The following is a 14048-nucleotide window of genomic DNA, read 5'->3' as shown; positions in this document are numbered from 1 at the left end:
AGGTTATGATCTATTCAAGCGGTAAACCACTATCATTGTATGGTTTCAAATGCAGCGATTATAACGTGATGACTGATTCTTGCAAGGTTATGCGTCGAATTATTCACGTAATGATGCATGAACAGGCCGATGATTTATGCTGGGTCCAGCCAAATTCATGGGGCCGGTGCGAATAAATCTGTATCAAACTTTCATGCTGTCAGACGTTGATGTACTGAAAAAGCAAGATAAGTATACGGGCTTTGGAAGATGAAAGAAAGAGAGGATACATCCCGTTTTCACGTCCTTTCGTGTAGTGGTAAAGTAATAATCGTACTGTGCCGGAAATGGAAATTCAACACTGCCATTTAGAAGTGTTCGTCGGCTGGCCTGCAGGCTGGGCCAGCGAGTTAACCGGTTCCGTTGACATCAATAACTATCGAAAAGATTGTTGGTAATATCATGGTCGTTTCAGGTTATCGGTTTTTTTTCGGAGGTACAGATGGATGCTCTACTCCCTGATTATGTCCAATGGCTTATGGATAAAGAGAATTATCCACACCAGGTGGAGTCAGTTGAACTTATTCAGACACATATCTCCTACATTGTTCTGGCCGGGGCGTATGCGTATAAATTTAAAAAGCCCGTTGATTTTGGTTTTCTGGATTTTACATCATTGGAGAAACGAAAATATTTCTGTAATGAAGAGCTGCGCTTGAACAGACGATTATGCCCCAATGTTTATCTGCGTACTGTAGAACTCGGCAAATGTTGCGATGACTTCTGCTGGGGAGAAGGCGATGAGCCGATCGAATATGCGGTTCAAATGAGACGTCTGAAGGAAGACAGAATGATGGGTCTGCTCATAGCGCGAGGGCAGCTTCAGAAGGCTGATATCATACGAATAGCCGATGTCCTTATACCTTTTTATGAACGTGCCGGTCGCTCCGACCGGGTGAAACAATTTGGAGATGTCAGAGTTGTAAGCAGGACTATCCAGGAAAATTTCATGGAGACCCGCCAGTTTGTGGGCGGTGTCGCACTGCCGGAGAGTCGCTTTAAAAAAATACAACGTATTGCTCTGCGGTTCCTGGGAAAAGAGCAGATTTTTGCGCAGAGGGTACGACTCAATAAAATTTGTGAGTGTCATGGGGATCTGCATTCAGGCAATATATGCCTGGAGCAGGAGGTGGCGATATTTGACTGTATTGAGTTCAACGAGAGACTCAGGTGTACAGATATTGCAGCAGACCTTGCTTTTATGGCTATGGATCTCGATTATCATAGCTTGCACGATTACTCTGATCTCTTCATCAACAGTTATCTGGAGAGGTCTGAAGATGAAAAACTTATGGACGTGCTGGCTTTTTATATGTGCTACCGGGCGTATGTTCGTGGAAAAATAGGGTTATTGACTTCAGCTGATAGCCATGTGTCAGCCGAGACCCGAAAGAATGCTGAAGAATCTGCAAAGAAGTACTTCATGTTGGCTGAGGAGTATGGAGAGCAAATTGAGTGTAGATAACGTACAAAGGTTACTGATTTTTTTTGGCCTTACTGGTTCAGGCAAAAGTTACCTGGCAAGCCGGTGGGCCGAAAAGAATGGTTTTGCCTATTTTAATTCAGATGTCATACGTAAACAGCTTGTGGGGATAGTGCCTACCCAACAGTGCAGGGATGGTATTAACAGCGGCATTTATCACCCTGAATACAGCAAAAAAACCTATGAAGAGATGTTGAATTGTGCGCTCGGAGCACTGGAGGATGGGCATCCAATTGCGATCCTGGATGCTTCCTTTCATTTGCAAAATCAGCGACAGCGCGTTATTGATACCTTCAGCAGAGATTATCAGGTACTGTTTATCTATTGTTTTTGTAGTGAAAATGTTACGCTACAGCGTCTGAAGAAGCGTCTTGCAGAGCCTGACGCGGTGTCGGATGGTCGTCTGGAGGTCTACCTCGATCAGTTGAAAAAATTCGAATATCCAGTTGAGATACCGAATGAACTGCTGCTTGAGCTTGATACCGACGCGTCAGTTGAGCACCTTATAGCCCGTCTTGAGGATTTTGTCACTTCTGCACCTTCCGCCGACAGGAAGGATGCCTCGCCTAATCAATAACTACCGAAGGGACCGCACGTGTATACTCAGATTTATATTTTACGTTTTCCAAAAGATACCAGTGACAAACCGTTTATTTATCAGCTGGTCAAAGAGTATGATCTCGAATTCAACATACTGAAGGCCGATATCCTGTTGCAGCGTGAAGGGGTGATGATCCTCGAACTGACAGGGAGTAGTAAAACCAGTGTCGATGCAGGGCTGTCTTTTCTGGGTGGACTTGGGGTGCAGACCGAGCGGCTGGCTACCAGAATTCGCAGAGACGATGAGCAGTGCTTTCAGTGTGGAGCTTGCACAGGTATTTGTCCCGTTGGGGCCCTTTACCTGAAGCGGCCTGAAATGGAAGTGATCTTTGATGCGGAAAAATGCACCGGTTGCAGCCTGTGCGTTCCTATCTGCCCTGTACGTGCCATGGAAGTCTCACTGGATAAAGACTGGATGCTACCGCCAGCAGAGAAGGTGTAATCTGGTGTCCATCCAGTGTGCCCCGGGGAAAAATGGCCGGGACCACAGTGCACGCAGTATGATCTTCTTATACATTTTGCAAAATGACAGCTGGTCCCTCGAGATATCAGCTCTGCCATTGCTGGCTGCTGTGGTTTGCTGGCAGGGGCTTTGAGGCATGACACTGCCTGAGCTGATAAATTCAGGCGGTATAGCGGGCAGAGGCAAGGAAATTCCTGTAACCAGTCAGTAGAGAATACAAAAAAAAAGCCCGGTGGATATTTGAAATCCAGCCGGGCTTTTTACGTGAAGAGACTACCGGGACAAGAGGTTTATTTGAAAAGTTTCCAGTCCGGCAGTGACAGGCTTGGTAGATAATGCAGTATCCCCCGTTCTGGTGGTTCGCCGGCCTCAAGTTGGGCGAGCAACTCCTGGGCGTCGCCTGAGATTGTCGAGTCAGGATACATTGCCAAAAGATAACCGAGTCTCTTTTTGGCCTGTTCATATTCTTCTGTGCGCACGTAGAAATCGACTACGAAAAATTCATGGTTCGCCAGGAACTCTCTGGCGGAGGCCACTCGTCCCTTTGCTTCGGCACTATATGGCGAATCAGGGTATGCTCGCAGCAATTGATTAAATGCCTTGATAGACTCGACTGCACCGCTGGTATCACGGTCAATACGGTCGATACGCATGTAATGAGTCATGCCTTTCTGGAACATCACGTAAGGAATTGCCTCATTTGTGGGGTGCCTTTCCTCAAACTCCTTGTAAAGTACCAGGGCTTCCATGTACCTGCCCATCTGATAGTTACAATCGGCTGCCTTCAACTCAGCAAGGGTCGCCTCGGGGCTGAACGGGTAGCGGTCTAGAATTTCCTCAAAATACTCTATCGCTGTGAAGTATTTCCCGACGTTATAGTCTTCCATACCCTTGGTTGCGAGGGTCTTGGATGGTACTTGAAGATCGAGGTCGGCATCAGAGGTGAAATCAAAATAATCAGAAACCTTACTGCATCCACTAAGAACGAGTATGCTGGCGAGAAATACCCCTGCCAGACTTGAAGCTGCAATTTTCCGGAACTGCTGAGTAGAGAAGTTCATGCAATCATGTCTGTTATTTTTCTTTTAATCTGTTCAGGTATGCCTCGGCGGCAAGCATTGCGACAGCCCCTTCACCTGCTGCGTTGACAACCTGACGAACGTTTTTGCTGATGATGTCACCTGCGGCCATAACTCCGGGAATAGCAGTACGGCATTCGCTATCGACGGGAATAAAACCCCACTGATCTGCATTCAGCAACTCCAGTGGCAGACAACTGTTGTTTGGCGTAATGCCGATAAGAACAAAGATACCCTCTGCCTCCAGAGTGGAGGTGTTGCCATCGTTGTCTAACAGTTTGATTTCCTTTACGCCGTTATCTCCTTCGATGGAGCTTACCTGGCTGTTCCAGACAAACTCGATTTTATCGTTGGCGTACGCATGTTCCTGAATGATTTTGGTAGCTCTGAGCTCATCGCGACGATGGATGATACTTACCTTGCTGGCAAAACGTGTCAGGTAACATGCTTCTTCAACGGCAGTGTCTCCACCACCTACAACGACGACGGGCACGTTTCTGTAAAAAGGTGCGTCACACGTGCCGCAATAAGATACTCCCTTGCCGCGAAATTCGTTCTCACCGGGTACATTCAAGGTGTTGGGACGAGCTCCGGTGCAGAGTATCAAGGTATCGCACCGTACGGTAGAGCCGTCACCCATGTGCAGGATTTTGCTATCAGGGTTGCTCAGGTCAACTCGCTCGACTTCACCGTGCTGTATATTAACTTCAAACCGCTGTGCATGCTTGAGCATGTTGTCGGCAAGTTCAAAACCGGATAGCCCTTCGGGGTAACCGGGGTAATTATCTACCCAGTCAGTGTTCAGGACCTGACCACCAGGAGCGCCTTTTTCAATAACCACATGGTCCAGGCGGGCGCGGGCAGCATACAGACCGGCAGAAAGACCAGCCGGACCTCCGCCAAGGATTACCAATTCGTAGTGCTCTTTAATCATGATTTTTATGTGTCGTACTGCTGAAAGAAAAACGCTGCCGACCGGCGGAGCTCATGCAATCGCGATTGGCAGCGTGTATGGTGAACGCTGTTACAGGGCTTTGTTGATGAGGTCTACCAGCTGGGCCTTGCCAACGGCGCCGGTGATCTGGTCTACAACTTCACCGCTCTTGAACAGGATCAGTGTAGGGATAGCACGAATGCCATACTTACCTGGTGTGACGGGATTATCGTCTACATTCATTTTAGCGATGTTGACTTTGCCTGTAAATTCATCGGCGAGATCCTCGATGACCGGCCCGATAGCTTTACAGGGACCACACCAGGGGGCCCAGAAATCAACCAGGGTTGGCTGATCAGAGCCGATCAGCGTATCAAACTCAGCATCGTTAACTTGCTGGACTTTATCGTTTGCCATTATGTGCTCCTTTCCTTTAGATGTTATCAGAAGGTCATGTATGTCTATGCTGTTGAATTCTCGAAGTTCATGAATTCCGGGCTCAGTTTACCTTTTGGCCGGAAAGCTGACAAGGAAAATGTTGGACAGCACCTTTAACCTTACTGGTGGCTAATTTGCCTACCTATTTTGTGTATGAAACAGGAAAAATCAAGTATCAGGATGTTTGACATTAAAATGATCTCCGTGCTATATATTCAGGTTATTGTGTCCGCTGCCTGATACTGATTTTCGGCGTCTTTTCAACAGTTGGAATCAATACTATGTGAATGAAGCTCTCACCAGGGAGTTTTTTTAAATACTATCAATGAGGATGTGACTCTATGAAAACTGAAACTTCCCAGCGTCTCTTTCAGGAAGCGCAAAAATATATTCCGGGTGGCGTGAACAGCCCGGTAAGAGCGTGTCGTTCTGTAGGCTGTAATCCGGTGTTTATCGAACGTGCTCAGGGCACCTATGTCTATGATGTCGATGGCAATGAATACCTGGATTTTGTTGGGTCCTGGGGTCCTATGATCCTGGGCCACGCTAACCCTCTGATTTTGAAAGCTGTCAATGAGGCCGCTGCCTCGGGCACCAGTTTCGGCGCGTCCACACCCTCTGAGATCGAACTTGCATCGATGGTAGTTGAGGCGGTGCCTTCAATTGAGAAAGTGCGGTTTGTGAACTCTGGCACCGAGGCAACCATGAGTGCGGTTCGCCTGGCGCGGGGCTACACCGGTAAAAAGGTGGTCGTTAAATTTGACGGTTGTTACCACGGTCACGCCGACTCTTTTCTGGTGAAGGCGGGCTCAGGTGTTTTGACCCTTGGTATTCCCGGTAGCCCTGGAGTTCCTGATGATATCGTCAAAAACACCATTTCTATTCCGTATAATAATCTGGAAATACTTGAAAAGACATTGCGTGACGCATCGCTGGACATTGCCTGCGTTATCCTGGAACCGGTCGCAGGCAACATGGGCTGTGTGCCGCCAGCTGATGGGTTCCTCGCTAAACTGCGTGAGCTGACCAGCGAGATGGGTATTGTTCTCATATTCGACGAAGTTATCACCGGCTTCAGACTCGCCTATGGTGGGGCTCAGGAGTATTTCGGAGTTCAGCCTGATCTCACTTGCCTCGGTAAAATTATTGGCGGTGGTCTGCCAGTCGGCGCGTATGGTGGTAAAGCTGATATCATGAATTGCATTGCCCCGGATGGACCGGTATATCAGGCTGGAACGCTCTCTGGTAACCCATTGGCGATGGCGGCAGGTATTGCAACCCTGAAGCAACTGCAGGAGTCTGATTTCTATACGAAGCTCAATGGAAAGGCGTCTGCTTATGCAGAGCAGCTCAATGCTGCGGCAGAGCGTGCAGGTGTACCGGTTACCCTGAACAGGGTCGGTTCACTGATGACCGGCTTTTTTACTGAAAGCGCAGTCTTTGATTTTGATAGCGCCATGACTGCCGATACTGATCGCTATGCTCAACACTTCAGGCAGATGCTTGGTAGCGGATTTAACATTGCTCCATCTCAGTTTGAGGTGGCATTTGTTTCAGCAGCTCATACCGAAAAAGAGCTGCTGAAAGCAGCAGAAATGACTGAATGGTCATTCAAAAAATTGCTCGAAAAATGAAAAATGCGTTGACTTTGGAAGGGAGGCATGATACCAAAACCTTCTAGTAATGTAACCGATTTATCCTCTCGGGATTTAGGAGGAAAATGATGTCGGGAATGAGAAAAGAGCTGGTTCAGTTGATGGCTCACTACGGCCATGTTGGTTTTACTTTTGTTGCCTCCATCTTCATCGGGTTGGGAGGTGGCATTTATCTGGACCAGAAAGTCTTTGATGGGAGGACCGCTCCATGGTTCACGTTTATCGGTCTGGCATTCGGTATTGCTGCAGGGTTTAAGACCTTGCTAGATGTTTTGTGGAAAAATCAACCGAAAGATAAAGACGATAAGACGGACGATTGAGGATAACGTGACCAGAGGTATTATTTCCCTGCAGAAGATGCAGGTTGTGAGCTGGGTCTACCTGGCGGTTTTGACCTTGGGGGCATGGGGGTTGTTTTCCTGGGCCTTGGCCTGGTCGGTTCTCGTCGGTGGATTGATAGCGATTCTGAGCTTTTGGGTTTCTCAGCGTGATTTGACACAGTTTCTTGAGACGCTCCCGGTGGGTGAAGAGATGACCGAGGGGCAGGCCAAATCACAATTCAAGAAAAGCGGGTTTTTGCTCAGATTCTGGATTCGCATTGTAATTATAGGTGTTGTTGTCCTGCTCCTGATTCGGTTCAGTTCAATAAACGCCTTTGGGCTTATTATGGGGTTGTCAACAGTAGTGTTTGCGGTCGCACTCACAGCAGTGGAGATTGTTAGACACTATTACTTCAGTGGGAGGAGGTAAAAGAAGTTATGGAACATCCGATACTATTTATTTCAATTATCCTTGAGAAGCTCGGCTTGCCGGTTCCTCATGGCTTTGTCGGCCACGGGATATTGGAGCAACTGTGTGCACCGTATATGACCTACACCTGGTTGGTCATGGCATTTCTTTTTCTTGTTTCCAAGCTGACCTTGGGAAATCTTGAAATGATTCCTGGTGCAGGGCAGAACTTCTGGGAAATCTTAATTGGTGGCCTTGATGATTTCTTTGTCGAAAACATGGGCAGAGAGATGGCTGACAAGTTCTTTCCGATGATTGCCACCTTTGCACTGTACATCGCAGTTGCAAACCTGATTGGTTTGATTCCAGGCTTTATGTCACCGACTTCCAGCATCAACACCACTCTCGCCCTGACACTGATCGTATGGTTTACCCATCACATCATTGGCTTTAAGGAGCATGGTGCAGGATACATCAAGCACTTTCTTGGTCCTATGCCGGTGCTCATTCCGCTGATGTTGCCAATCGAACTTATCAGTAACTTTGCTCGTATTCTCTCTCTCTCAATTCGTCTCTTCGGTAACATCATGGCGAAAGAGACCCTGCTCGGTATCCTGTTTACCCTGGCGGGAATGTTCTTCGCACCACTGCCGATCATGGTTCTTGGTGTTCTGGTATCCCTGGTGCAGGCGATGGTCTTTGTACTTCTGACCGTCATCTACTTTGCACAGGCCCAGGAGCATGCACACTGATTTGAGAAAAGACTTGTACAATTTAAAGGGCTCACAGTGAGTCTTTGAATATTTTGCAGTAATCGAAGAAGGCCAAACACACAATTTTTAAACACGTAAGGAGAAAGCAATGGAATTAGCTCTCGTATGTATTGGTGCAGCACTTTCAATCGGTCTTGCAGGACTTGGAGCAGGTATTGGTATCGGTTCTATCGGTCAGGGCGCATGTATGGGTCTTGCTCGTAACCCAGAAGTACAGCCGAAGCTCATGGTATTCATGATTCTTGGTATCGCTCTTGCTGAGTCCATCGCGATTTACGGACTGGTTATCTCCCTGATCCTTCTTTATGCTAACCCGCTGCTCGGATAAGCAAAAAGATTGTTTCGATCTTACTTAAGATCGAAGTGAAAGGGCCGCAGAGAAATCTGCGGCCCTTTTTGCGTTTGGTGAAGGCGTATATATGATTACTTTTTCTACCATCAGTTGCTAGTCGTATACCACTATGAAAGAACAAATTATTATCCACCCTGCTAAGGGGAAAAAGGAAAAAACGGTTCCTGAGACCGGGCTACTGGTTGCAACAGCTGGTGAAGCACGATTGGCCCAAAAGCTGTTGATGAATAACGGCGGTAGACAGCAAAACATATATATATCAAAACTTGCTGTCTCCGCTGAGGCTGATCTATTTGCGGCCGGGCCTACTATCGGGGCTCCATTTGCAGTGATGACCATGGAGAAACTTATTGCGCTTGGTGCCAGGAAAATTATTCTTTTCGGCTGGTGTGGTGCAGTCACTGAAGAATATTCCGTTGGGGATGTGGTTGTCGGTGGAGTGCCTGTGAGCGGGGAAGGGACAAGTCACCACTACCCACTGGATTCTCCTGCAATGCCGTCCATGCCTTTATGCGATAGCCTTTCTGATTTGTTGGATAGGGCAGGGATTCAGCACTCACATGCGAATATCTGGTCAACGGATGCTCCATACAGAGAAGAGCGAAGTTATCTTGCAGAACTCCACAAAAATGCAGATGTTAAATGCGTTGATATGGAGTATTCAGCTTTGTGTGCAGTAGCTCAATTCAGAAATGTAGAATTCAGTGCACTCTTTCTGGTGTCGGACGAACTCTATCGGGATAAATGGCAACCAGGTTACGTAAGGCGGGATTTCCGAGATAAAAGTAGTGAACTCGTGGCATTGTTAACGACTATTGGCAAATAGTCTCTCAGGGACTGCTGTATTATCCAAAATAAGATGGGCAGCTCGTATTCTTACTTCTTTCATTAGATAGCATATATTTGAAAACATAAATGGAGTTTTACTCATGCATTCGTTTCATTTGGTGAGTTTGGGGTGTGCCAAAAATCTTGTTGATTCCGAAATGATTATTGGTGGTTTAGCTGAAGCCGGGTGGACCTATGAAGAGTCACCGGAAAAAGCGCAGGTGCTTATGCTGAATACCTGCGGCTTTATCCAACCGGCTGTAGAGGAGGCTGTTGATGAGATACTTGGTCTTGCCGAGATCAAGGCGCAAAACCCCGGTCAGAAACTCGTGGTAGTGGGATGCCTTGTTCAGCGTTATGGAAACAGCCTGCCGGCCGAGTTGCCGGAGGTCGATCTTTTTGTTGGTACAGAAGGATGTCACGACATGCCGGCCAGGCTTGCTGGGCTCTTTGAAAACCATGGAGAGCAGCACGCCAAGGTCCAGTTGCCTGATCGCTTTATTATGGATAGCAGCATGCCCAGAATCCTCACTACACCATCTTTCAGGGCCTGGTTCAAGATTACCGAAGGCTGTGATAACAGGTGTTCGTACTGCATGATTCCATCAATAAGAGGAGATCTCAGAAGCAGGCCCATTGATGACCTGGTTCAGGAAGCGGTTAATCTCGAACAAAAGGGGGCCCGTGAGCTATCCCTCATCGCCCAGGATATAACAGCGTATGGTAACGACCTGGATAGCGAGAGCACCCTCACAAACCTGCTGCAGCGCTTGTTGACAGACACGGCAATACCGTGGTTCAGGTTGCTTTATCTTTATCCTTCGGGGATCACCGACAGGCTGCTGGAGCTTATGGCTGCAAACAGCAGGATTGTGCCATATCTGGATATTCCCTTTCAGCATGTATCGACGAGCGTACTGCACAGGATGAACAGGCGATATTCAACCGAAGACCTTTACAGTCTTGTTGAGCGCATTCGTCACTATTTGCCTGACGTTGCGATTCGTACGACCTTCCTTGTTGGCTTTCCGGGTGAAACAGAGGCTGATGTAGAACAATTAATGGCTTTTATGAGAGACGTCCGGCTGGATCATGTAGGGGTGTTTCCTTATGCAAACGAGGAAGGCGCACCTTCACAGCTCTTCCCTGATCAGGTCACAGAAGAAGACAAAATCGCAAGACGGGATGCTGTATTGACTTTGCAGGCTGAGCTATCGGCAGGCATACAACAAAAATATGTTGGGAGAAAAGAGTTGGTCCTGGTGGAAGGGCTCAGCAGGGAGACGGACCTTCTCCTTGAGGGACGAACGCGATTCCAGGCACCGGATGTGGATGGCTGTGTCTACATCAACGACGGGGAAGCCAGCCCTGGTGAGTTGGTTGAGGTTCTGATCAGTGAGGCACAGACTTATGATCTGGTCGGTGGAATTGTGCGCTAACGATACTGAGCCGTGGGCACAGTGAGAACATGTCACTTGGAATTGGAGACATTCTTCACCGCTCGCCAAAGCCAAGAATCAGCTGGCACCACTGAAAAGAAAAGCGTTTTTCATTATTGAGGATCACCCCTCCGCCTATTCTGGCAGGTTGGAGGGCTAAGACACCAAACCCCCACTCAGATAAAATATCTGGTGGGGGTCAGCTATTATTTACTGATATTTACCTTTTCGCGAAGATCCTTTCCCACTTTAAAGAAAGGCAGCTTCTTTGGCTTCACCAGTATTTTCTTACCGGTCTTAGGATTTCTTCCTTCGTACGCATCATACTTCTTGATCACAAAGCTCCCGAATCCCCGTATCTCTATACTCTCGCCCCGTGAAAGGGCTTCCGTCATTGTTTCTATGACGGTATTTGTGATAGCAGCTGCTTCACGGTGTGGGATGTTGATGTCCTGTGCTAAAGTCTCGATGAGTTCTGATTTGTTCATGCTGTACTCCTGTCAAGAAGTCTGATTATGGCCCCGCCTGTAGGGAATTGAAAAAACCCACTCATTTCTAGTCATGCAGCAAAATTGAACTGGTACAGTTCAAACTTTTCTGGATGATGTTACTGGTGTTAGGGTGATTAGTCTTTAAAAACCAGAGCGTTAGGGCGATTGGAGGAAATTGCAAAATCACCAATGCATGCCTAACTGTTTAGATTTAATCAGTTAATTTTTGGTTTGTAAAGAGAATTTTATAAAAATATTTTATTTAAATCTCTGGAGTTAAGTATCTTATGCTTGCCGGTAGGGAGTTTTCCTAGGTGTAACTTCCCATATGAGATTCGTTTCAACTGAATGACAGGATTGCCTATCAACTCAAACATCTTTTTAACCTGCCGCTTTCGGCCTTCGTGGAGGGTAATTTCGACCAGGGTTTGTTTCTGATAGTGTTTGACGACTTTCACTTTTGCAGGGGCTGTAATTTTTTCTTCTATTACAACACCTTCTTCCAGCTGGCGGAGTTTGCTTTTGCCTGGATGGCCCTGGACGAGTGCGTGGTATGTTTTGTTGGTCTTGTGACTTGGATGTTGAATTTTTTGGGCCAGGCTGCCATCGTTGGTCAGAATAAGTGCGCCTTCTGTGTCAAGATCGAGTCGACCCACGGGAAAGAGTCTGTGGCCAATGTCTTTAACCAGGGAGGTGACGATGGGGCGTCCCTGGGGGTCAGATAAAGTGGTGACATAGCCTGCTGGTTTATTGAGCAGAACATAAACAAACTCTTCCGGCGGCACTACATTTTTGCCGTCAAATTGTATCAGATCTTCTCCGGGAGTGATTTTCTCCCCCATTGAGATGATGGTCTGGCCATTGATCTTGACCCGACCGTGACTGATGTACTCTTCGGCCTTTCGCCTGGAGGCGACGCCACAACTGGCGAGGTATTTCTGTAAACGTACCTTTTCTGTCATCGGTATCTCTTTGGAATGATTCGTTCAAATTTTTCATCGACAAGATCTTTAGTAGCCTGATCGACTTCCAGGACATCTGTGTACCACGGCTTCATTCGGCAATCGATCACGATAGGTCCCCGGAGGCCGATATGGAATCTGCGGACATTCGTGGCAGAGGCGTGAATATCGTTGGCAGGTTCAAACCGGGTAAAAAACGTCCAGAGGAATTCCTGCATTGAACAGGTTGCCTCTTCAACATTATCCACCAGGAGTACGAAAGGCCAGTCACCGAGACCGTCCCAACACGCCAGCTGGGCTCCAAGCTCCTGGTTTTCTACATAAGAAGTTCCCTCGACCACGAGAGTACCAGGCAGGTAGACTTTCGGTTTCCTGCATTCTGCAGGAAGAGTACCGGTAAATTCGTGTGAAAGAGTTCGCAGCTTTTCCTCACCAAGCCCCATCATTAAGGCCTTGGAGCCCTTGTTTACCGCAGGACCGGTGTAATCCAGAGTGTCCTGTGAGACGTTGGCGAAAACGAAAAGGTCACGATCCCACTTCACGCGTTCTAATACATGACACCAGAGTGCGCCAAAATCAGTAATATCGATATCACCATCTGTGATGATGAGGAATTTGGTCAGCGAAAGCTGCCCCTCACCAAGAATGCGGAGACCGCAGGCAAATGCCTCGCGGGGATAGCGATCGGTAACCCGTGCAGCAGCAAGGCAATGAAAACCCGTCTCGCCAAATGTCTTTAATTCCCTCACGCCTTTCATTACCAGCGGGAAGAGGGGGGAGAGCATTTCCTGGAGGTAGTCGCCTATGAAATAATCCTCCTGCCGCGGACGGCCAACAACGGTGGCCGGGTAGATAGCATTATTTCTGTGATAAAGGTGGCTTACCTGAAAAACTGGGTAATCATGCTGTAGGGAGTTGTAGCCGTAGTGATCCCCAAAAGGCCCTTCAGGGCGTCTCAGGTGGGGAGGGACTACGCCTTTGATTGCAAACTCGGCATTGGCAACGAGATCGTGGCTGCCAAGGGGGTCCGTGGCCATTTTAAGTTTGTCGCCAATGACCAGGGAAGCAAGCATCAGTTCCGGCAGATCTTCCGGCAGTGGGGCAATGGCGGAGAGAATAAGAGCCGGTGGTCCGCCTATGTAGAGGGTGACAGGCAGGGGTTTGTTCTGTTTCTCGGCTTCGAAATAGTGGTAGCCTCCTCCCTTGTGTATTTGCCAGTGAATACCGGTGGTGGTATCATCGAAACGTTGAATGCGGTACATGCCAAGGTTGTGGCCATGACCATCAGGATGCTCGGTATAAACCAATGGCAAGGTGACGAATGGTCCGCCATCGCTGTGCCATGAGGTAAGCATTGGGAGTTTACACAGTTCGGCAGGTTGCTGGCAATTCTCGAGGATTGGTGCCCGCTTTGTTTTCTTCAGGCCCAGCTTCATGCAATCGCCAACCAGGGAACGGTTGTCCCATATTTTTTTGGCGGTAAGCGGCATTGCGGTTTCTGCAAGGTTGACAATGTCGCGGACAAATTGTTTTGGTTTGCCGCCGAAGGCCAGCTCAAGCCGATTGCTGGTGCCAAACAGGTTGGTGACCACAGGGAAATCGGAGCCTTTTACATTGGTGAAAAGGAGTGCAGGGCCGCCGCGGGAAATCACCCGCCGGTGGATTTCGGCAATTTCCAGATAGGGGTCAACTTCTTCCTCAATAACCAGAAGGTCGCCATCCTCTTTGAGTAAATCTATAAATCCGCGTAAATCTTGGAGCTTTTCTTTTTTCACAGGTGTTC

Annotated in this window: 16 protein-coding genes; 10 read left to right on the top strand and 6 right to left on the bottom strand. The window is 47.9% G+C overall.

The window, feature by feature from the left end; translation table 11 throughout:
• Positions 1–481 precede the first annotated feature (481 nt).
• The 3 genes from ACN5NT_RS03365 to ACN5NT_RS03355 are packed head-to-tail and all read left to right on the top strand — an operon-like array spanning position 482 to position 2564.
• On the top strand, positions 482–1504 hold the full coding sequence (locus ACN5NT_RS03365) for a hypothetical protein (RefSeq protein WP_419174504.1): 1023 nt from the start codon (positions 482–484) through the stop codon (positions 1502–1504).
• A complete protein-coding gene (locus ACN5NT_RS03360; protein ID WP_419174503.1) occupies positions 1491–2099 on the top strand; it encodes an AAA family ATPase in 609 nt (202 codons plus the stop codon). Before ACN5NT_RS03365 ends, ACN5NT_RS03360 begins: the two co-directional genes overlap by 14 nt.
• An 18-nt stretch (positions 2100–2117) precedes the next feature.
• Entirely contained in the window at positions 2118–2564 is a 447-nt protein-coding gene (locus ACN5NT_RS03355) for an NIL domain-containing protein (RefSeq protein ID WP_136795179.1), read from the top strand.
• Between the two features lie 311 nt (positions 2565–2875).
• On the opposite strand, the gene ACN5NT_RS03350 is transcribed toward ACN5NT_RS03355, so the two are convergent.
• The 3 genes from ACN5NT_RS03350 to trxA all read right to left on the bottom strand — a co-directional run bounded on the left by ACN5NT_RS03350 (position 2876) and on the right by trxA (position 5015).
• A complete protein-coding gene (locus ACN5NT_RS03350; RefSeq protein WP_136795178.1) occupies positions 2876–3646 on the bottom strand; it encodes an outer membrane protein assembly factor BamD in 771 nt (256 codons plus the stop codon).
• Between the two features lie 13 nt (positions 3647–3659).
• A complete protein-coding gene (gene trxB / locus ACN5NT_RS03345) occupies positions 3660–4598 on the bottom strand; it encodes a thioredoxin-disulfide reductase (protein WP_419174502.1) in 939 nt (312 codons plus the stop codon).
• Positions 4599–4688: 90 nt separating this feature from the next.
• Positions 4689–5015: a thioredoxin gene (gene trxA / locus ACN5NT_RS03340; protein ID WP_136795176.1), complete on the bottom strand. Its 327-nt coding sequence runs from the start codon at positions 5013–5015 to the stop codon at positions 4689–4691.
• 362 nt (positions 5016–5377) lie between these two features.
• On the opposite strand from trxA, the gene hemL reads away from it, so the two are divergent.
• The 7 genes from hemL to rimO all read left to right on the top strand — a co-directional run bounded on the left by hemL (position 5378) and on the right by rimO (position 10812).
• Entirely contained in the window at positions 5378–6670 is a 1293-nt protein-coding gene (gene hemL / locus ACN5NT_RS03335) for a glutamate-1-semialdehyde 2,1-aminomutase (protein ID WP_136795175.1), read from the top strand.
• Between the two features lie 86 nt (positions 6671–6756).
• Complete coding sequence (locus ACN5NT_RS03330; protein ID WP_275942946.1) at positions 6757–7011, top strand: AtpZ/AtpI family protein; 255 nt, start codon at positions 6757–6759, stop codon at positions 7009–7011.
• Between the two features lie 7 nt (positions 7012–7018).
• On the top strand, positions 7019–7441 hold the full coding sequence (locus tag ACN5NT_RS03325) for an ATP synthase subunit I (RefSeq protein ID WP_419174501.1): 423 nt from the start codon (positions 7019–7021) through the stop codon (positions 7439–7441).
• Positions 7442–7449: 8 nt separating this feature from the next.
• On the top strand, positions 7450–8172 hold the full coding sequence (gene atpB, locus ACN5NT_RS03320; RefSeq protein WP_419174500.1) for a F0F1 ATP synthase subunit A: 723 nt from the start codon (positions 7450–7452) through the stop codon (positions 8170–8172).
• A gap of 109 nt (positions 8173–8281) precedes the next feature.
• Complete coding sequence (atpE, locus tag ACN5NT_RS03315; RefSeq protein ID WP_136795172.1) at positions 8282–8521, top strand: ATP synthase F0 subunit C; 240 nt, start codon at positions 8282–8284, stop codon at positions 8519–8521.
• Between the two features lie 133 nt (positions 8522–8654).
• Positions 8655–9371 (top strand): hypothetical protein, encoded by a 717-nt coding sequence (locus tag ACN5NT_RS03310; protein WP_419174499.1) that lies wholly within the window; start codon positions 8655–8657, stop codon positions 9369–9371.
• Between the two features lie 103 nt (positions 9372–9474).
• The gene (gene rimO / locus ACN5NT_RS03305; protein ID WP_419174498.1) at positions 9475–10812 is read left to right on the top strand and encodes a 30S ribosomal protein S12 methylthiotransferase RimO; all 1338 of its coding nucleotides are present in this window, start codon (positions 9475–9477) and stop codon (positions 10810–10812) included.
• Positions 10813–11018: 206 nt separating this feature from the next.
• On the opposite strand, the gene ACN5NT_RS03300 is transcribed toward rimO, so the two are convergent.
• From ACN5NT_RS03300 to ACN5NT_RS03290, 3 genes are all read right to left on the bottom strand, one after another.
• Positions 11019–11300, bottom strand: coding sequence for an HU family DNA-binding protein (locus tag ACN5NT_RS03300; RefSeq protein WP_136795169.1), 282 nt, complete (start codon positions 11298–11300; stop codon positions 11019–11021).
• 248 nt (positions 11301–11548) lie between these two features.
• The gene (locus tag ACN5NT_RS03295) at positions 11549–12265 is read right to left on the bottom strand and encodes a pseudouridine synthase (protein WP_419174497.1); all 717 of its coding nucleotides are present in this window, start codon (positions 12263–12265) and stop codon (positions 11549–11551) included.
• Complete coding sequence (locus ACN5NT_RS03290) at positions 12262–14040, bottom strand: UbiD family decarboxylase (protein WP_419174496.1); 1779 nt, start codon at positions 14038–14040, stop codon at positions 12262–12264. The genes ACN5NT_RS03295 and ACN5NT_RS03290 overlap by 4 nt, the downstream gene beginning before the upstream one ends.
• Positions 14041–14048: the final 8 nt, after the last annotated feature.

The sequence above is a fragment of the Desulfosediminicola sp. genome, from assembly GCF_048381775.1.
In the GTDB taxonomy this organism is placed as follows: domain Bacteria; phylum Desulfobacterota; class Desulfobulbia; order Desulfobulbales; family Desulfocapsaceae; genus Desulfopila; species Desulfopila ganghwensis.
This window is presented reverse-complemented; position numbering and strand designations above follow the sequence as displayed.

What these genes read in the sequence shown, in the direction of transcription:
- ACN5NT_RS03365 (WP_419174504.1), top strand. Translation starts at nt 482, where the DNA reads ATGGATGCTCTACTCCCTGATTATGTCCAATGGCTTATGGATAAAGAG.
- ACN5NT_RS03350 (WP_136795178.1), bottom strand. Translation starts at nt 3,646, where the DNA reads ATGAACTTCTCTACTCAGCAGTTCCGGAAAATTGCAGCTTCAAGTCTG.
- trxB (WP_419174502.1), bottom strand. Translation starts at nt 4,598, where the DNA reads ATGATTAAAGAGCACTACGAATTGGTAATCCTTGGCGGAGGTCCGGCT.
- trxA (WP_136795176.1), bottom strand. Translation starts at nt 5,015, where the DNA reads ATGGCAAACGATAAAGTCCAGCAAGTTAACGATGCTGAGTTTGATACG.
- hemL (WP_136795175.1), top strand. Translation starts at nt 5,378, where the DNA reads ATGAAAACTGAAACTTCCCAGCGTCTCTTTCAGGAAGCGCAAAAATAT.
- ACN5NT_RS03330 (WP_275942946.1), top strand. Translation starts at nt 6,757, where the DNA reads ATGATGTCGGGAATGAGAAAAGAGCTGGTTCAGTTGATGGCTCACTAC.
- atpB (WP_419174500.1), top strand. Translation starts at nt 7,450, where the DNA reads ATGGAACATCCGATACTATTTATTTCAATTATCCTTGAGAAGCTCGGC.
- atpE (WP_136795172.1), top strand. Translation starts at nt 8,282, where the DNA reads ATGGAATTAGCTCTCGTATGTATTGGTGCAGCACTTTCAATCGGTCTT.
- ACN5NT_RS03310 (WP_419174499.1), top strand. Translation starts at nt 8,655, where the DNA reads ATGAAAGAACAAATTATTATCCACCCTGCTAAGGGGAAAAAGGAAAAA.
- rimO (WP_419174498.1), top strand. Translation starts at nt 9,475, where the DNA reads ATGCATTCGTTTCATTTGGTGAGTTTGGGGTGTGCCAAAAATCTTGTT.
- ACN5NT_RS03300 (WP_136795169.1), bottom strand. Translation starts at nt 11,300, where the DNA reads ATGAACAAATCAGAACTCATCGAGACTTTAGCACAGGACATCAACATC.
- ACN5NT_RS03295 (WP_419174497.1), bottom strand. Translation starts at nt 12,265, where the DNA reads ATGACAGAAAAGGTACGTTTACAGAAATACCTCGCCAGTTGTGGCGTC.